14 protein-coding genes are annotated in these 18494 nt (G+C 71.4%); 10 read left to right on the top strand and 4 right to left on the bottom strand.

All coding sequences use genetic code 11. The annotated features are described in order from the left end of the window. Positions 1–42: 42 nt before the first annotated feature. Positions 43–1740 (top strand): serine/threonine-protein kinase, encoded by a 1698-nt coding sequence (locus ACIBI4_RS10750; protein ID WP_399203345.1) that lies wholly within the window; start codon positions 43–45, stop codon positions 1738–1740. Here the strand turns inward: ACIBI4_RS10750 and ACIBI4_RS10745 are convergent. Further along, complete coding sequence (locus tag ACIBI4_RS10745) at positions 1724–2530, bottom strand: SGNH/GDSL hydrolase family protein (protein ID WP_399203344.1); 807 nt, start codon at positions 2528–2530, stop codon at positions 1724–1726. The genes ACIBI4_RS10750 and ACIBI4_RS10745 overlap by 17 nt on opposite strands. A 201-nt stretch (positions 2531–2731) precedes the next feature. On the opposite strand from ACIBI4_RS10745, the gene ACIBI4_RS10740 reads away from it, so the two are divergent. The 6 genes from ACIBI4_RS10740 (at position 2732) to ACIBI4_RS10715 (ending at position 12051) form a co-directional block, all read left to right on the top strand. Continuing rightward, positions 2732–3172 carry a hypothetical protein gene (locus ACIBI4_RS10740; RefSeq protein ID WP_399203343.1) on the top strand — a complete coding sequence of 147 codons (441 nt, stop codon included), beginning with the start codon at positions 2732–2734 and terminating at the stop codon, positions 3170–3172. A 7-nt stretch (positions 3173–3179) separates the two neighbouring features. Beyond that, the gene (locus ACIBI4_RS10735; protein WP_399203342.1) at positions 3180–4313 is read left to right on the top strand and encodes a GNAT family N-acetyltransferase; all 1134 of its coding nucleotides are present in this window, start codon (positions 3180–3182) and stop codon (positions 4311–4313) included. Between the two features lie 377 nt (positions 4314–4690). After that, positions 4691–5575, top strand: coding sequence for a glycosyltransferase family 2 protein (locus ACIBI4_RS10730; RefSeq protein WP_399203340.1), 885 nt, complete (start codon positions 4691–4693; stop codon positions 5573–5575). Further along, positions 5572–6594, top strand: a complete 1023-nt coding sequence (locus ACIBI4_RS10725) for a glycosyltransferase family 2 protein (protein ID WP_399203338.1) — start codon at positions 5572–5574, stop codon at positions 6592–6594. Before ACIBI4_RS10730 ends, ACIBI4_RS10725 begins: the two co-directional genes overlap by 4 nt. Further along, the gene (locus ACIBI4_RS10720; protein ID WP_399203337.1) at positions 6591–7391 is read left to right on the top strand and encodes a polysaccharide deacetylase family protein; all 801 of its coding nucleotides are present in this window, start codon (positions 6591–6593) and stop codon (positions 7389–7391) included. The genes ACIBI4_RS10725 and ACIBI4_RS10720 overlap by 4 nt, the downstream gene beginning before the upstream one ends. Then, positions 7384–12051, top strand: coding sequence for a polysaccharide biosynthesis C-terminal domain-containing protein (locus tag ACIBI4_RS10715; protein WP_399203336.1), 4668 nt, complete (start codon positions 7384–7386; stop codon positions 12049–12051). Before ACIBI4_RS10720 ends, ACIBI4_RS10715 begins: the two co-directional genes overlap by 8 nt. Positions 12052–12094: 43 nt before the next feature. Here the strand turns inward: ACIBI4_RS10715 and ACIBI4_RS10710 are convergent, their stop codons facing one another. Then, the gene (locus tag ACIBI4_RS10710; protein WP_399203335.1) at positions 12095–13501 is read right to left on the bottom strand and encodes a xylan 1,4-beta-xylosidase; all 1407 of its coding nucleotides are present in this window, start codon (positions 13499–13501) and stop codon (positions 12095–12097) included. Positions 13502–13644: 143 nt separating this feature from the next. Here ACIBI4_RS10710 and ACIBI4_RS10705 point away from each other — a divergent pair, with 143 nt between their 5' ends. Continuing rightward, complete coding sequence (locus tag ACIBI4_RS10705; RefSeq protein WP_399203334.1) at positions 13645–14757, top strand: DUF5925 domain-containing protein; 1113 nt, start codon at positions 13645–13647, stop codon at positions 14755–14757. Positions 14758–14806: 49 nt separating this feature from the next. Here ACIBI4_RS10705 and ACIBI4_RS10700 read toward each other — a convergent pair whose 3' ends face one another. Then, the gene (locus tag ACIBI4_RS10700) at positions 14807–15178 is read right to left on the bottom strand and encodes a GntR family transcriptional regulator (protein WP_399203333.1); all 372 of its coding nucleotides are present in this window, start codon (positions 15176–15178) and stop codon (positions 14807–14809) included. Positions 15179–15363: 185 nt separating this feature from the next. Here ACIBI4_RS10700 and ACIBI4_RS10695 point away from each other — a divergent pair, with 185 nt between their 5' ends. Both ACIBI4_RS10695 and ACIBI4_RS10690 read left to right on the top strand, forming a co-directional pair. Continuing rightward, the gene (locus tag ACIBI4_RS10695; protein WP_399203332.1) at positions 15364–16284 is read left to right on the top strand and encodes a GNAT family N-acetyltransferase; all 921 of its coding nucleotides are present in this window, start codon (positions 15364–15366) and stop codon (positions 16282–16284) included. A gap of 76 nt (positions 16285–16360) precedes the next feature. Beyond that, a complete protein-coding gene (locus tag ACIBI4_RS10690; protein ID WP_399203770.1) occupies positions 16361–16831 on the top strand; it encodes a DUF402 domain-containing protein in 471 nt (156 codons plus the stop codon). On the opposite strand, the gene ACIBI4_RS10685 is transcribed toward ACIBI4_RS10690, so the two are convergent. Further along, positions 16828–18342, bottom strand: a complete 1515-nt coding sequence (locus ACIBI4_RS10685; RefSeq protein ID WP_399203331.1) for a trifunctional class I SAM-dependent methyltransferase/NUDIX hydrolase/VOC family protein — start codon at positions 18340–18342, stop codon at positions 16828–16830. The two genes, ACIBI4_RS10690 and ACIBI4_RS10685, sit on opposite strands and share 4 nt — an antisense overlap. Positions 18343–18494: the final 152 nt, after the last annotated feature.

Genomic DNA, 18494 nt, shown 5'->3' with positions numbered 1-18494 from the left:
TTTGGCAGGGATTGGCTCGGCTGCGGATGGGGGGATTCGCCCATGAGTGAAGTGCCGGGCGCCACTGGGGAACAGCCGCTGATCGCGGGCCGCTACCGACTGCTCGGCCGCCTCGGTGAAGGCGGGATGGGCACGGTGTGGCGGGCACGCGACGAAGTGCTGCACCGCGAGGTGGCCGTCAAGGAGGTCCGCGCACCGGCCGGTCTTCCGGCGAGCGACGTCGAGCGGATGTACGCGCGTCTGGAGCGCGAGGCCTGGGCCGCGGCCCGGATCTCGCACCGAGGTGTCGTCACCGTCTACGACGTGGCGACGCAGGACGGCCGCCCCTGGATCGTGATGGAACTGGTCCGCGGTCTCTCGCTCTCCGATGTGCTCGACGCCGAGGGCCCGATGCCGCCGCAGCGCGCCGCCCGGATCGGCGCCGACATCCTCGCCGCGCTGCGCGCCGCGCACGAGGCGGGCGTGCTGCACCGCGATGTGAAGCCGGGCAACGTACTGCTCGCCAACGACGGGCGCGTGGTGCTCACCGACTTCGGGATCGCGATGGTGGAGGGCAGTTCCGCGCTCACCATCACGGGCGAGGTGATCGGCTCCCCCGAATTCCTGGCGCCCGAGCGGGCGCTGGGCCGCACCCCGGGCCCGGAGTCGGATCTGTGGTCGCTGGGCGTGCTGCTCTACGCGGCCGTCGAGGGCTACTCGCCGTTCCGGCAGGACACCCCTCTCTCCACGCTCCGCGCCGTCGTGGACGAGGAGTTGCCGCCGCCCCGGCGGGCCGGTGCGCTCGCCCCGGTCATCGAGGGGCTGCTCCGCAAGGAACCGTCCGAGCGGCTCACCGCGGCGGATGCGGAACGCGATCTGCGGCTCGTGGGCGCGGGCGGCTCTCCCACGACGAGCTCCTCGCAGATCCCGTACATGCCGACGATCGCGGCGACCTCGCCACCGCCGCCGCTGCGCGAGCCCACCACCCCCGCATCCTCCGTGCCGCACGCCGCACCCGCGGCCCCGACCGCGACGACCACGACCACGCAGTCCGGTGACCGCCCGCGCCGCGCGGCCCTCGCCCTGATCGCGGGGATCGCCGTCCTGGCGCTCGCGCTCGGCGGGCTCGCGTACGCGCTCCTGAACCGGGACGACGACAAGAACCCGTCGGGAGGTTCGCAGGGCGGCTCCGGCCAGGGCGGCAGCGGAGGCTCGACCGGCGACGGCCAGAACGCGGGGAGCGACGGCGGCACCGACGGCGGGGACGACTCGGGCGGCAGCGGCGACGACTCCGGTGGCGGCGGTGCGGACGGCGGCACGGACGGCGGGACGACGACCACCCCGCCGCCCGACCACTCGGTCACGGTGACGCTGAAGCGCACCACTGAGGACTACACCGGCCCGTGCCCGCCGGCCGACGCCGACTTCCCCCGGTTCACCGCGACGTTCACGGTCGGCAGCGTTCCCGTGACCGTCGAGTACCGGTGGGTGGCCACGCCGGGCGGCACCACGGATCCCGGCTGGAAGAGCCTCGCGTTCGACGGGGCCAAGACCCAGGAGGTCAACCACGTCGAGGCGGGCTATCCCGCCGAGGGCACGTACGAGGGCAGCCTCAAGGTGGAGGTGCGCAAGCCCGTGACGGCGCAGTCCGGCACCGTCACGTACAAGGTCACCTGCGAGGACGTGCCCCCGACCGATGACGGCGGAGGCACGTACACGCCGAACGCCCGGCAGGAGGCCGGGTTTACGCGGCGGCGCTGAACGTGGGGTAGTAGCCGCCCGACTGGCCGGCGGCCGTCGGGTGGTAGGACTCGCCGATGTTGGTCCACTTCACGCTGTGCAGCCACGAGCTGTCGGAGCAGATCTCGTGGCCGGTGAAGCGGGGCACCACGGAGGCGAAGGTGAAGCCGTGGTCGGCGGCTCGCTTCGCGATGGCGGCGTTCAGATGGTCGGATGCGCCATTGATCGCGGACCGCTCCCGTTCGGTCAGTCCGGCCAGGCAGGAGCCGTTGAGCTTGTAGAAGCGGGGATAGCCGAGCACCACGACATGGGCTGCCGAGGCACGGGACTCGATGGCGCCGTACGCGTTGTCGAGCCGCCCGGGCAGGGTGGTGTCGACATAGGACTTGGCCTGGTTGACGCGGTTGACGCAGGAGCTCTCGGACTGCAGTACGCAGGTGGTCATGACATCGGCGAACCCTGCGTCATTGCCGCCGATGGAGATCGACACGAGTGTCGTCGCCGAACTCAGGTGCCCTAACTGGGAGCTGACGACGTTGGCCGTGGTGGCGCCCGAACATGCGTCGAAGTGGAAGGAAGCGGGTGCGTTGGCGTTGGCCCACAGCCGCGGATAGGCACGGGTGCTGCGCTTGCAGTTGCCGCTCGAACTGTCGTAGCTGCCGGCGCCGACTCCGGAGGAGTACGAGTCGCCGAGCGCCACATAGTTCTCCGCCGCCGCCTGAGCGCCGGCCGCGGAACCCGCGCCGGTGAGCGCAAGTCCCAGAGCGAGGAGGAGTGAAGTGACATAGGCCGTGATACGGGCTGGTCTCAAAGGAACCTCCCTCAGCAGGATCGCTGCCACAACTGTGGTACCAGTCCTCATCTGTGACGGGGAGTGTGCATGCCATGAATTTTCCGCACAGAGGGGTTCACACACAGGCTGGTCACAGCCTCCCGCGCCGTCTTGACGGGCCGCTGCGGGCCGGTCCAGAGTGAAGCCCGGCATCCGGCGCGTCGGGGGGCAAAGTCGCCAATGCAGACGATCAGGAACGACAGCGACAACTCAGTGGACGGCAGAGCGGCCGAAGGGCGCCCGCGCACGGGCGACTTGGGGCTGTTCCTCGGCGGCGCGGCCGCCTCCGTCGTGGCGGTCGGCGCGGTGCTCGCGTTCGGCGATCTCGAGTCGCCCCTGCGCGGGCCGCTCACTCTCCTTCTCCTGCTCGGCGCCCCTGCGGGCGCCATCGCCATCGCCTTGTCGGGGCTGCAACCGTGGGGGCGCGTCGTGGCGTCTCTAGCGGGTGGAGCAGCACTCAACCTCCTTGTGGCACAAGCGATGCTGGCCATGCACATGTGGTCGGTGCGCGGCGGCATGGTCGCGGTGTGCGGACTGTCGCTGGCGATCGGGGCCATGGCCCTGCTGACCCGGCGCCATCCCACACCGGGGCGTGGCAGCACGAAGAGCTCCCAGGAGTAGGGCCGACATGGACATCAGCGTGTACCGCCCCGGCGAGCTGACCGCCGCCGACCGGGCGGCGTGGAGCGCTCTGCAGTCCAAGGCGCACCTGCACGGCCTGCCGGGCCTCGCGAACCCTTTCCTCGCACCGGAGTTCGCGCTCGCGGTGGGCCGGGTGCGGCGCGGGGTGCGGATCGCCGTGGTCCGCGAGGCCGGCGAGCCCGCCGCGTTCTTCCCGTACGAGCGGACGCTCGCGGGCGTCGGCCGGGCCGTCGGGCTCGGGCTCTCCGACTGCCAGGGCATCGTGCACCGGCCCGGGTTCACCTGGCGTGCCGAGGAGTTGCTGAAGGCCTGCTCGCTCGCCGTATTCGAGTACGACCATCTGGTGGAGCGGCAGCCCGCGTTCGAGGCCACGCGGACCGGTGCGTTCGACTCTCCGGTGATGGACATCGACCAGGGGTACGCGGCGTATCTGCGTGAACTGCGGGTCCGCTCCCCCAAGTTCACCAGCCGTACGCTCGCGAAGGACCGCAGGCTCGGGCGCGACCATCCGGAGCTCCGGTACGTGCACGACGAGCGGGATCCGGCGGCGCTGCGCACGCTCAAGGAGTGGAAGTCGGCGCAGTACCGCAGGACGGGCCGCAGCGACCGCTTCGCGAAGCCGTGGATCAACGCGCTGCTCGACCGGCTGTTCCACACCCGTACGGACACGTTCGCCGGCCGGCTCTCCGTGCTCTACGCGGCGGACCGCCCGGTCGCCGCCCACTTCGGGCTCCAGTCGGAGCGGGTGCTCGCGTGCTGGTTCCCGGCGTACGACCCGGACTTCGCGAAGTACTCGCCGGGACTGCTGCTCCATCTGCGGATGGCACAGGCCGCGGCCGCGGAAGGGATCGCGTATCTCGATCTCGGACGCGGCACCAAGGAATACAAGGACTCCCTCAAGACACGGGATCTCACCGTGTCCGAGGGCTGGGTGACACGCCGTCATCCGGTGGCGATCGGACACCGGGCGCGCCGCGCCCCCGTCCGCGCCCTGCGCAACACCGTGCAGAACCGGCCGGAGCTTTTCGCGCCCGCCGACAAATTGCTGAAGACCGCGGGACGGCTGCGATCACGAAAGACGCGGACGTCCGTTTCAGGGACACATACAAGGAACGGATAACTCCGTATGTGTCGGCCGAAGTTCCAGGAAACCGAGGCATTGGTGCCAAAAACGTAAGACCTCGTTCCAGGTCTTGCCATACAGTCCCAAACATCAATACCGTCTTACATCCACCCGCATCGGACCATCACGTATTTCGGACCCAGGGGAGGGCCAGGGGCCGCGATGGATCCCGGTACGGGGCGCGGTAGGGGGGTGCCGTGCTCGGTGATCGCACCACTGCCGAAGCGCGCGCCGCGCGGCAGCACAAGCCAGCTCATCCGGTGTGCCGGGAGTTCATGCCGTCATGCCTTCGGGTGAGAACCCCCCTTTCGAACCGGAAACTCATCCGGACTGCCCGGGGGCGGGCGGTCCACCGGACGAGAGGGACCTGACTCATGAGTTCTTTTCTGCGCCCGGCGGTCCCGGGCAAAGATCCATTAATCACGCCGTCCGAGAACGGCCATTCCGCAAAGGCCGGACGAATACCCGACCAGTACCGTCCGGTCTCCACTCACCTGGCCATAGCGCCACCGGTGAGTGTGGTGATCCCCGCCATGAATGAGGCGGAGAATCTCCCCTACGTCTTCGAGACCCTGCCGGACTGGATCCATGAAGTGGTCCTGGTCGACGGCAATTCCACGGATGACACCGTCGCCGTCGCCAGGAAGCTCTGGCCGGACGTCAAGGTCGTCACGCAGCGCGGCAAGGGCAAGGGGGATGCCCTCATCACCGGCTTCGCGGCCTGCACCGGCGACATCATCGTGATGGTCGACGCGGACGGCTCGGCCGACGGCCACGAGATCCTCTCCTATGTCTCCGCGCTCGTCTCCGGCGCCGACTTCGCCAAGGGCTCCCGCTTCGCCAACGGCGGTGGCACCGACGACATGACGCCGGTCCGCAAGCTCGGCAACTGGGCGCTGTGCGCGGCGGTCAACCGCAAGTTCGGCGCCCGCTACACCGATCTCTGCTACGGCTACAACGCGTTCTGGCGCTACTGCCTCGACAAGATCGACCTCGACTGCACGGGCTTCGAGGTCGAGACCCTGATGAACATCCGGGTCGTCAAGGCGGGTCTGAAGGTCCAGGAGATCCCCAGCCACGAGTACGTCCGCATCCACGGCGCGAGCAATCTGCGGGCCGTGCGCGACGGGTTCCGGGTGCTCAAGGTGATCCTCAAGGAGCGCGCCGACCGCCAGCAGCGGCGCCGGCGCGGGCAGTTCGTCGCCCTGAAGCCGGTGCGCGAGCTCGGCGAGAGGGGCGAGAGGGGCGAGCGGCCTTGAGAGACCCGCGCATCTCCGTGGTGATCTGCGTGTACACCGAGGAGCGCTGGGAGGACATCCTCGCGGCGGTCTCCTCGGTGCGGGCGCAGTCGTGGACCGCGCTGGAGACGCTTCTCGTGGTGGATCACAACGAGGCTCTTCTGGAGCGGCTCACCAAGGAGTTCAAGGACGCCGGCGACCAGGTGCGGGTGCTCGCGAACGCGGGCCCCCGCGGCCTGTCCGCCGGACGCAACACCGGGATCGCCGCCTCGCACGGCGAGGTGATCGCCTTCCTCGACGACGACGCGGTGGCCGAGCGCGACTGGCTGCTGCACTTCGCGCAGGCCTACGACGATCCCGACGTGATGGCGGTCGGCGGCCGCACGATGCCCATCTGGGCGTCGGGCCGCCGCCCCGCGTGGTTCCCGGCCGAGTTCGACTGGGTCGTGGGCTGTACGTACAAGGGACTGCCCGAGGGTCTGGTCCGGGTGCGCAACGTGCTGGGCGGCAATGCCTCGTTCCGGCGCACGGCCTTCGCGGTCGCGGGCGGTTTCGCGACCGGGATCGGGCGTGACGGCGACAAGCGGCCGCTCGGCTGCGAGGAGACGGAGCTCTGCATCCGTCTGTCGCGCGCGATGCCCGAGGCGGTGCTCCTGATCGACGACCGCGCGGTGATCCACCACCGCGTGCCCTCGGTCCGCGAGCGCTTCGGCTACTTCCGTACAAGGACGTACGCGGAGGGCCTGTCCAAGGCGCTCGTGGCCCGAAGTGTCGGCAGCGACAAGGGGCTCGAGTCCGAGCGCCGCTACACCACGCGGGTCCTGCCGGCGGGCGTGGCCCGCGGGCTGCGCGACGCGGCGCTCGGCCGGCGCGGGGGCGCCGGGCGGGCCGGGGCGATCGTGGCCGGAGTGGCCGCGGCTGCCGGTGGGTACGTAATCGGGAGCGTCCGGGCCCGTAGGGGGGGCTTCCGCATTGCCGAGGTGTCCGGCACCGGCCTGCGGGATGGTGAGGACGCCGGGGGCGAGGGGGCCGCGGCATGAGCAGTCAGCCGGTACCGATCCTGATGTACCACGCGGTCGCGCACGCGCCCGCGGCCGCGACGCGCGAGCTGTCGGTGGCACCGGACAGCTTCGCGGAGCAGATGGAAGTCCTGGCCGCGGGCGGGTTCACGCCCGTCACCACGGCGCGGCTCGCCGCGTCGTGGCGGTCGGGGCGCCCGCTGCCGTCCCGGCCCGTCCTCATCACGTTCGACGACGGGTACGAAGGGGTGCACGGGCACGCGTTGCCGGCGCTTGCCCGCCATGACTTCACGGCGACGGTGTTCATCACGACCGGCTGGCTGCGCGGCGCGTACGACACCGGGGGCGCGCTCGACACGATGCTGGACTGGCCGCAGGTCAAGGAGCTCGCGCACGCGGGTCTGGAGATCGGCGGGCACAGCCATACGCATCCGCAGCTCGACCAGCTCTCCGAGGACGCGCTGCGGTTCGAGCTGCTCCGCTGCCGCGAGATCCTCGCCGACGAGACGGGCGGTGCCCCGCACTCGTTCGCCTATCCCTACGGCTACTCGGACGCGGCAGTGCGCCGCCTCGTCCGCGCGACCGGTTACGGCCAGGCCCTCGCGGTCGGCAACCGTCTGGCCCGCCGCCGTCAGGGACCGTACGCGCTGCAGCGGCTCACCGTGCGCCGGACCACCGGCATCGAGGAATTCGCGCGCTGCGTGGAGGGCTCGGGTGTGGCCCGAACCTTCGCGAAGGACCGTGCGTTGACCAAGGGGTACGCCCTCGTCCGAAGAACCCGCAAGCTCCGCCGAAAGGCCGGCCTCACCCGTGTCTGACACGACCACCGCCCAGGCAGCGTCCGAGGTGAACGAAGCCGCCGGACGACGGTCGGCGACTGCCGGACGCAAGCTCAGGCTGCCCTCGGGCGGCGGCAGTCCGCTGTTCCGCAACGCGTATGCGCTGATGCTGAACACCGGCATCTCCGCCGTCCTCGGCCTCGGCTTCTGGCTGGCCGCCGCCCGGTACTACTCGGACGCGGCGGTCGGCCAGGGGTCGGCGGCCATCGCGGCGATGAAGCTGATCGCCGGGCTCGCGGCGCTCACACTCACGGGGGCGCTCGCCCGGTTCATCCCGGTCGCGGGACGCACCACGGGCAAGCTCATCCTCCGTACGTATGCGGGCAGTTCGCTGGCCGTGGCGTTCGCCGCGGGGATCTTCGTCCTGACGCTCGGCCTGTGGGGGCCGTCGTTCGCGTTCCTCGACGGGCCGCTGCCCGGGCTCGGCTTCGTGCTCGCCGTGGTCGCCTGGTCCCTGCTGACGCTGCAGGACGGGGTGCTCACGGGGCTGCGCAACGCGCTGTGGGTGCCGGTGGGCAACACCGTGTTCTCGCTGGTGAAGCTGGTGCTGCTGCTCGCGTTCGCGGCGGCGATCCCGACGGCCGGGGTGTTCGTCTCGTGGGTCGCGGCCATCGCCGTCTCCGTGCTGCCGCTGGGCTGGCTGGTGTTCCGGCGGCTCGTGCCGCGGCATGTGCAGGCCACGAAGGACACCTCCCAGCCGCCGTCGGTACGGGAGATGGGGCGATTCCTCGCCGGGGACTACACCGGCTCACTGTTCTCGTTGGCTGTCGTGTACCTGATCCCCGTGATCGTGGCGGCGCAGGTCAGCTCGGCGGACAACGCGTACTTCTACATCACCGCGACCATCGGCGGCACCGTCAACCTGCTCGCGATCAACATGGGTGCCTCGCTGACGGTCGAGGGCGCCCACGACCCGGGGCGGCTCGCGGCCAACTGCCGTGCCGCACTGAAGCGGATGGCGCGGATCATGCTGCCGGTCTGCGCGGTGCTGTTCTTCGGGGCGCCGTACATCCTCGGCGTCTTCGGTGCGGGGTACGCCGAGACGGCCACACCCTTGTTGCGCTGGTTCGCGGTCGGCGCACTGCTGCGCGTGATCATCGAGACGTATTTCGCGGTGCTGCGCGCACAGAGCCGTACGTCCGGACTCGCTTATCTGCAGGGCGCGTTGTGCGTCCTGGTGCTCGGTCTCACGCTGGTGCTGCTGCCGCGGATGGGGCTGACCGGCGCCGGTGTCGCGGAGGTCTCCAGCCTCACGGTGATCGCCGCGATCTCGGCCGTGAAGCTGTACGGGGTCGTCCGCTCGGCCCCCACCGCGCCCGCGCCGGCGACGGCGCCCGAGCCCGTCGCGGCGCCCAGCAGCGAGACCACCATGACGCTGGGGCCGCTGGTGCGGCGGCCCACGTGGGCGCTGCGCGCGGCACTCGACTCGGAGACGCTGCAGCTCGCGCTGCCCGTGGACATCGACCACTTGGAGCGCCGCCCGGACGTCCGCCCCGGCCCCGGCACCCCGGCGGGCGGTATCCCGGTGGTCGAGTCGCCCCGCGCCCCGCACCAACGCACGCGCCCGCGCCCGGCCGAGGGCCCGGCCTGGGCGGCACATGGCACCACAGCAGCCTCTTCGCCCGGCCCCTCACAGGTCAGGTCGGTGGTACCGGACGCCTCGGGCGACGGTCCGTCATGGTCGGCGAAGAGGACCGACGGGGGGTCGGACGAGGAGCCTTTGCGGCGGCGGGAGGAGGAACGCGTGCAGGGGGAGAAGGAGCGGGTACGGGGGGAGCAGGAGCGCGTACGGGGCGAGGAGAGAGCGTCCGTACGGGGCGAGGTGAGTGACTCCGTACCGGAGGATGTGGCACGCACCGGAGGCGACGAGCCCGGTGACGCCGTTCAGGACGCCGTTCAGGACGCCGTTCAGGACGCCGTTCAGGGCGATGTGCGGGGCGAGGTGCGGGGTGACCCGCAGGGCACGCGAAACTCCGCGGACGCGCCCCGCGACCACACCGAGGACGCTGCGCGCACCGACGACTCCGTACCGGAGGCGCAGGCAGTCGCCGATTCCGTACGGAAGGCGCAGACCACCACCGCCGAGGAGGAGGCACACGAGGCCGACTCCGGTGGGGAGCAGGCCGACGGCACCACCGCCACCGGCCACGAGGCCGACGCCACCGCCACCGCCACCGCCACACACGACGAGGCCGACGTCACCGTCCCGTCCGACGAGACCGACGCCACCGTCCCGGCCCACGACGATGACGCGCCCCCCGGCGACGCCATCGACGACGCCGGACCCTCCGATGCAAACGGCGGCCCGAGCCGCGAGCCGTCCGCGGCGGCCGAGGACGCTCCCGGCGATCACCGGCCCACCTGGGCCCTCCGGCTGAACTCCGCGCTGCCGCCCGCGCCGCCTGCGCCATCCGCGTCCGCGCCATCCGCGCCGTCCGAGGCCTCCGCCGCCGCCTCCGGGCCCTCGCACGAGGCGAGTGAGGAGCCGCAGCAGGCGCCTGTCGTACGGGAGCAGCGGTCCAAGGTGCCGTCGGGGATGGCGAGTTCGCCGCCTCGCGCGCAGGCCTCCACTCCCCCGCAGCGCGGCGCCGTGCCTGAGCAGCCGCGCCGTGCCGTCGCCGAGCCGAAGCACCCGGGGCGGTCGGCCGCGCTCGGGCTGCTGCTCGCCGTCGCCCTCGGCCTGTACTGGATCCCCGTCCTGCGCATGGACGACTCGGATCTCGACGCGATGAACGGGCTCGGCCTGATCTCCGTCCTGCCGCCCGCGACCCTGCTTGGCGCCGCCCTGCTCGTCGTCACCTTCGCCTCGCTGCTGTGGCACGAACGTCCGCACCGGCTGCTCCTGACGCTCGCACTGCTCGGCACGCTCGTGTCGCTGCACGCGCTGCCCGCCGTGATCGAGGCCGAGCCGCGCTTCGCGACGGCCTGGCAGCACCTCGGCTTCATGGAGTACATCGACCGCACCGGCTCCGCGGTGCCCGACCTGGATGCGCGCTGGAGCTGGCCGGGCTTCTTCGCCGTGGCCACGTTCATCGCGGAGGCCTGCGGCGTCAGCGACCTGCGCGAGGTCATCCGCTGGTGGCCGCTCGCACTCCAACTCGCCTACCTCGCCCCGATGTTCCTCCTCGTCCGCTCGATGCGGGCGAGCTGGCGCGCGAAGTGGGCGGGTATCTGGATCTTCGTGCTCAGCGGCTGGGTGGGCCAGGACTACTTCTCGCCGCAGGGCTTCACGTATCTGCTCTACATCGCCTTCGTGGCGGTCCTCCTCGTGTGGTTCCGCGCGCCCGGCATGCTCTGGGCCAAGCGGCGTCCGGGCGAGGCCGAGGTCCTGCCGACCACGCGCGGCCAGCGGGCCACGCTCGTCCTCGTACTGATAGCGCTGTTCGCGGCCACCGTGCCGGCGCACCAGCTCACGCCTTTCGTGATGCTCGGTGTGATGGCGGTCCTGGTCCTGGTCGGCCGCTCCGAGCTGCGTGGACTGCCGATCCTGTTCGGCATCCTGGTCACGGTCTGGGTCGGCTTCCTCGCCGAGCCGTACTGGCAGGGGCACCTGGACGAGCTGTTCGGCGGCGTCGGCGGCGTCGGCGGCAATGTCACCTCCTCCGTCTCCGGCCGGATCGTGGGCGGCAGTTCGACCCACCAGCTGGTCCTGTACTCGCGGGTCGCGCTGGCCGGCCTCGTCATAGGGCTCGCCTGCTGGGGCTGGTGGCGCCGCCGCAACTACCTGTACGCGGAGCGCTCGCTGCTCGTGCTGACCTTCGTGCCGTTCCTCGCGTTCGGCATGCAGTCGTACGGCGGCGAGATGGCGCTGCGTGTCTTCATGTTCGCGCTCCCCGGCGCCGCGCTCCTGGCCGGCCTCGCGCTCTTCCCGCGCACCGGGATCACCGCGCAGGAACGCGACCGCGACCGTGTGACGCTCGCGCCGCTCGCGGCCCTGCTCGCAGGCCTGCTCCTGATCGGCGGCTTCCTCATCGCCCGCTGGGGCAACGAGCCGTTCGAGCGGGTCAGGCCCGGTGAGGTCGCGGCCATGGAGTACGTCTACGACCACTCGGACCCGACCGTACGGCTGCTCTGGCTGACCGACGACGAGGTCAACAACGTGACTCCGGCGGCCCCTTGGGGCAAGCAGGACATGGAGAAGGTCGAGTACCGCCCGACGCTCGCGCCCCTCGACCCGGTCCTCGTGGGCAGCCTGGTCAAGGCACTCAGGGACGCGGGCCCCAACTCGTATCTGATGGTGAACCGCGGCCAGACGATCACGCTCAACCTCGACGGCGGCTATCCGCGCAGCTGGGACAAGCGGCTGATGAACAACCTCGACGACCGGCCCGAGCTGAAACGGGCGTACAGCAACGGGGACGCCACGCTGTACACGCTGCGGCAGCAGCCGGACGACGAGGTGCGGAAGGCCGATCCGGGACCGATCGGACCGCAGGTCACCTGGACCCCGTGGTCGGTGATAGGCGCGCTCGCGGCCATTGCCCTGATCGCCCTGCTCGCGGTGCGCGAGGTGGTCCGGGTCGCGGCGCCGCCGAGCGTACGGCAGCTGCAGTGGCTGCAGTCGACGTACTGGTTCGCCCTGCCGCTGCTCGCGGTGCTGCTCGCCTCACTGGTGCAGCGGTTCCTGACCCTGGCCTAGCGAGGTGGACCGGGCGCGCCTCAGCGGCGCGCCCGGTGCTCCGTCAGCGGCGCGCCCAGTGCACCTCGTACGGGCCGAGCGTGAGCTTCTCGCCGTCGACCGTCACCTTCGTGGTGCGGTCGGCGGTGTTCACCACGAGCAGCGCCTTGTCGTCGGCAAGGACACTCACCGGTGCGCCTTCGGTGGCGGGCGTGATGTCCTCGTACCGCGTACCGGGCGGGAACTCCTTCGCGAACCGCTCGATGAGGTCGAGCATCGGCAACGGCCTGCCGCCGTCGTCGAGTTCGGTGGAGGTCCACAGGCAGCCGGAGCAGCTCTTGCCTCGCTTCTGCGGGTTCCAGTAGAAGGCGGTGCTGGTGCCGCCGCGGGCCATCGCCATCATCCCGGCGGCCTGGACGGCGACGCGGCGTGTCTCGGGCCAGTCGTCGCGGTTGTCGTTGTGGTCGCCGGGCTCGACGTAGTACTCGGCCCACCACAACGGCAGCCCGCCGGAGCGCTCGCGCACCCAGCGGCTGACGTCGGTGAACTTCCGCGTGGCGGCGAACTCGTCGGGGATCAGCTCGTCGTCGGCGGTGTAGCTGGAGCCGTCGACGACCACGAAGTCGGCGCCCGCCTTGTTCTTGTTCCAGTAGTCGAAGGCGTCGAGGACACGCTGGTCGGCGCTGCCCCAGGGGCCCTTCAGCTCGTCGGAGGCGTTCTCGCTCTGGCGCGGGTCGAGGCTGTCCATCACGAGATACGGGCCGCCGACGAGGATGTCCTCGTCGACCTTCTTCAGCTCGCGGTAGACCAGGTTGTAGAGCTTGGTGTAGCCCTCGTAGTCCCAGCGCTCCTCCGCGTCGTTCCAGAAGCCCTTGAACTCGTTCCAGACGATGAAGTGCCGCACGTCCGGGTAGCGCTTGGCGACGGTGGCGGCGAGCTTCGCGAAATCCTTGAAGTGCTCCGGTTCGGGCGGCACTTCGAGCTTGTCCCAGTCGACGTTCTCGACGCCGGGCTCACCGCCTTTCATCCAGTCCGGCGCGCAGCACAGCGTGACGACGGGCGTGGACTTGGTGGCGCGGATGAAGTCCATCCGGGCGTCCATCTCGCCGAACTGGTAGCGGCCCGGCGAGGGTTCGGGATTGTCCGAGCCCCAGCCCATGAGGTGCTGGACCTGCGGCAGCCGCGGCCCCGCCAGGGCCTTGCGGGCCCGCTCGACGGAGGCGTCCACGCCTTCGTCCGCGCTGTGCTCGGTGTGTGTGAAGCCCCAGCCGAGCTCGGCCGCCGGCTCACCGGTGGGGATCGTCGGCGAGCCCCACACCTTGTCGCCGTCCGCGGTCGTGCCGGCGGTCGAGCCGCTGCTGTCCGGCATGGCACTGAGCGTGAGAACCAGCGCCAACGCGGCCAGGCCCACGCCGAGCAGCGCGGTGAACCGCCACCGCCTCGCCCCCGTTTTCCACCCATGACGTCCCATCAACGGGCAAGCGTAATCGGGGCAGTTGACGGAATCACACACTCCGGTGCGACGGGTCTGTAACACACCCGTTCAGACCAGCCTCGCCCGCCCCCATGGGAAATCCCGTGCACCCGGAGCGCCCGTGCCGGATCATGGAGCGCATGTCCGACAACGATCCGCGGCAGTCTCTGCCGATCCGGCTGACCATGGACGACAACGACTCGCCCTCGGATGTCGTGGACGCCCTGTTCCTCGCCCGCTTCGCCACCGGCGAGCAGCCCTACTCGCACGGTGTGTCGATCGACCGCGTCAAGCCCGGCCTCGATCTGGTGCCGTCCGGGGCGAAGGTGCTGCGCGCGGTCCGTGACGACGACCGGACCGCGACCCTCGTCGACGGCGAGGGCTGGACACTGCTCATCTCGCGCTGGACGCGGGGCGCCGACGTGACGGTCATCGCCACCTCGGCGGAGCTCGCGGAGCGGATCGTCAAGCAGGTCACGGACGATGCCGCGGACGAGCCCGAACCGCAGCCGGAGAACGTGACGATGGGCTTCTGGTACGTCTCGCCGCGCCGCGGTCCGTACCGTACGACGCGGCAGATCGCGGCCGGCACCTGGGACGAGGTGCGGCCCAACTACACGGCGCCCGTGGCCGATGCGATGGACCGGCTGATGAAGACGACGCCCGAGGACATCGCGGGCCGGCTGCTGCTCCTGCACGGGCCGCCGGGCACCGGCAAGACCTCGGCGCTGCGCACCCTGGCCCGTTCCTGGCGCGACTGGTGCCAGGTGGACTGTGTGCTCGACCCCGAGCGGCTGTTCACGGACGTCGGCTATCTGATGGACATCGCGATCGGCGAGGAGGACGGCACCGGCAAGGGGCGCTGGCGGCTGCTGCTGCTCGAGGACTGCGACGAACTGATCCGCGGCGAGGCCAAGCACACAGCGGGCCAGGCCCTTTCACGGCTGCTCAACCTGACGGACGGGCTGCTCGGGCAGGGGCGCAACGTCCTCGTCGGCGTCACCACCAACGAGGATCTGGAGCGGCTGCACCCCGCGGTCGTCCGCCCGGGCCGCTGTCTCGCCCGGATCGAGGTGGGCGGCCTGAACCGCCAGGAGTCCCTGGACTGGCTGGGCCCCGACTTCCCCGACGCGGCCTCGTCGGTGGGCCGCGACGGCGCGACCCTCGCCGAGCTGTACGCGCTGCGACGCGGCGTGTCCCCGACGTCGGTACCGGATCCCCGGGACGGGGCGGATGCGGGGCTGTATCTCTAGGGGTGCCGCTTCGGCATCTCCTGGGCAGCCGCTCCGGGCGCACCGCTCCCTAGGAGTACGCCGCCCGCACCGCATCCTCGACCGCCGCCAGCGCGGCCGCCCGGTCGAGACCGAGCCGCTTGGCCTGGGCGGCATACGCGGCGGCCGCATCCGCGGCCTTCTGCTCGGCCGCCCCACCCGCCGCCGCGACGAACGTCCCGTTGCGCCCACGCGTCTCGATCACGCCGTCGGCCTCAAGCGCCTTGTACGCCTTGGCGACCGTGTTGGCCGCGAGCGAGAGCGTCTCGGCGAGACCGCGCACGGTCGGCAGCTTGTAGCCCACCGGCAGCACACCCGAGCGCGCCTGCTCGGAGATCTGGGCGCGCACCTGCTCGTACGGCGCCTCGGCTGCGCCCTGGTCGATACGGAGCTTCAAAGTCACGCGCCCGATTGTGACAGCCCCCGGCGCGCACGGTCCGTACGCCCGCCCGTACCCGGGTGCCGCCCGCCCCGTGTCCCCGTCCTCCGCGGCCGTGTACCGCACGTATACCTACGGCGAAGTCCCGTATACCTACCGCACGTAAATGGGGAGGCGGCCCTCCGGCTCGGCACGTAACGTCCGTACTCATGACCGTCATCGTCCGCGCCTTCCGCCCCGAGGACGCCCCTGCCGCCACCGAAGTGGTGCGGGCCGCCCTGCCGTTCATGGTGACCACACCCGAGGCCATGCTGTGGCACAGCGCCCATGCGGCACCGGCGAGCCACTACCGGCTGTTCGTCGCGGAGCGCGGCGGTGAGATCGTGGCGCGCGGCGAGGCCGGTATCGCGCACGACAGCACCACGCCCGGTCAGGGCTTCGCGAATGTCTACGTCCATCCGGAGCACCGGCGGCGCGGGGTGGGCACGGTGGTGCTGCGGACGGCGGAGGAGCATGTCGCGGACGCCGGGGCCGACACGGTCCATTCATGGGTGCTCGAAGGAGAGGCGAACCGTTCCTTCGCGGAGCGCCGCGGCTATCGCTCCAGCCGTTCGGCGCACTTCCTGCGCCTGGACCTGGCCGACGGCACACTGCCGCCGCAGGCTCCCGTGCCCGACGGGGTCGAGCTCGTGCCGGTGTCCCGGTGGGCGGACGATCCGCGGCCGCTGTTCGCTCTCGACGCGGAGTGCACGGCCGACGAGCCGGGTGATATCGACGCGGTGCTCGACGACTACGACGAGTGGCTGGACTCGACCTGGCGCGATCCGCTGCTCGACCACGACCTGAGCGTGGTGGCCGTGGCCGACGGTGTGCCGGCCGCCTTCACCGCGGCGCGCACGGACGGCGCCACGCGCTACGGCTCGGGGATGACGGGCACGGCGCGCGCCCACCGCGGCCGCGGCCTGGCGAAGCTGGCCAAGAACCGCTCACTGCACCTGGCCCGCGCGGCCGGCTACACCGAGGCGTTCACGGGCAACGACGCGGACAACGGTCCGATGCTGGCGATCAACAAGTGGTTCGGCTACGAGGTATGTGCGACGGAGGTACGCCATGTCCGTGACCTCGGATGATCCGGCGGGAAGCGATATGCCCATGGGCGGTGCGCCCGTAAGTGGTGCGCCCGTAAGCGGTGCGCCCGCCGACGACATGCTGAAGGTGCATCTGCGCAAGGCGGGCCGCACCAAGATCCGCTATCCCGCGCTGCTGCTCGCGGACGACGGCACGCAGGTGACGGTCCGCGCGCCCTGGGCGGCCGACGGCGTACGGGACTTCGGCTTCGTACGCTTCGAGCCGGGCGATGTCTTCACCGAGCACTTCTGGCGCAACCGCTGGTACGCGGTGAAGGAAGTCCGTACCGCACAGGGCGCGTTGAAGGGCTGGTACTGCGACATCACCCGGCCCGCGGTCCTCGATGACGGTGAGCTTGTCGTCGAGGACCTGGACCTGGACCTGTGGGTCTCGGCGGACGGGGCGACCGTGCTGCGGCTCGACGAGGACGAGTTCGCCGCGAGCGGTCTCGCCGAGCACGACCCGCGGGCCGCCGAGGAGGCCCTCCGCGCGCTCGACGAGCTCGAAGTGGTCGCCCAGCTCACGGGGTTGGCGACGCTGCTCGACTAGGAGGCGCCCCCGTCCGGCCCGGGCACGACCAGCTCGACCTCATGGCCGAGCGTGTCCTGGAGATACGCGGCGCAGTGCTGCCGTCCGCCCGCGTACGGATGGTCCTCGGCGTACATCAGGGACCAGCCGTGCGCCGAGGCGCCCGCCACCAGGGCGTCGAGCGCTGCCCGGTCGCGTACGTGGAACGCGAGGTGGTTGAGGCCCGGGGCGGTGCGTTCGTGGCGGTCGCCCGTCAGGTCACCGGACTGTTCGAGCACCACATAGGTGCTGCCGAGGCGCCAGCTGCGGCCCGACTTCCAGCTGCGGTACGGGAGATGGCCGAGCTCGCCGAGCAGCCAGCCCCAGGAGCGCTCGGCCTCGGCGAGGTCCGCCGTCCACAGCTCGATGTGATGGATCTGTCCGGCTTCCGTGGGCGGCAGCGCCTCGGAGCGGTCGCGGTCCGCCGAGTGCTCGACCGGGTCCCCGTCCTCCTGCCAGTGCAGCACGAAGCGCTCGCCCGTCCGGTACGCCTCGATGCCCGCCCGGTTGTAGGCCACCATCCCGTCCGGCAGGGCGGACAGCGGGAACCACCGGAGGGCGTCGCACTTGTCCGGCTCGCGGTTGACCGGGGTGGCCCCGGTCGTCGTCTCGAAGAACCAGCCGGTGCGGGTCCTGCCGCCCGGGCCGCGGTGCTGCATCACCGCGGCCACCCGTACGTCGGCCGGGGCGAGCTCCAGGCCCACCTCCTCGTGGGCCTCGCGCAGGACGGCCGCCCGGACGTCCTCGCCCTCCTCGACGTGACCGGAGGGCAGATTCCACAGCCCGTCCGCGTATCCCGTGTCCGCGCGCCGCGCGAGCAGCACCTCGGCGCCGCGGCGGACGATGAGGTGGACGTCGACGATCTCCCGGTGGCGCGGCGGGGTGTGCCGGGCCACCACCGCGTACCGCAGGTCGTCGACCGTCTTGCCCCACAGGCGGGCGTCCGCCGACAGGTCCTCGGCCGCCACCCTGAGCGCGAGCGGCGCGAGCGCCTCGGTGATCCGCTCGACGGGCAGGCCCGCCCCGCCCCAGACCCCTTCGACGAGCACGAGGCGCCCGCCGGGCCGCAGCAGCGAGCTCCAGTGCCGCAGCACCGCCTCGGGATCGGGGAAGGTCCACAGCACATGCCGGGCGAGGACGACGTCGAACCGCCGCTCCCCCACGGGAGGTTGGGCCGCATCCCCGACAAGGACCTCCGCCGCCCCGCCGAGCTTCGCCCGCGCCAGCTCGGCCATGGGTGCGGACAGATCCACCCCGGTCACCCGGTGCCCCTGCTCCGCCGCGAGCAGCGACAGACTTCCCGTACCGCAGCCGAGATCGAGCACATCGGACGGCCTGCGCGGCAGCCAGGCCGCCAGGCGGGACGCCCAGGCGGCGCGGACCGCGGGGTCGCGCAGCCCGTGGTCCGCCTCCTCGTCGAAGGAGGCGGCGGCCGCGTCCCAGTCGACGCCGTGGCCCCACCCGGCGACTGTTTCCCGCTGTGTTTCGCTCATACGGCGATCGTCGCAGCCGCCACTGACAATCGAGCCGGACCGCTCCCGCGGCCCCAACCCCCGCACGCTGCAAGGACATCGCTCCCCGCGGGCGCCGTCCCACATCGTGATACGGAAGCGTCAACCCGGGACGTGTAAGGGAAGAACCCAGG

The sequence above is a fragment of the Streptomyces sp. NPDC050418 genome (assembly GCF_044458745.1).
GTDB lineage: Bacteria > Actinomycetota > Actinomycetes > Streptomycetales > Streptomycetaceae > Streptomyces.
This window is presented reverse-complemented; position numbering and strand designations above follow the sequence as displayed.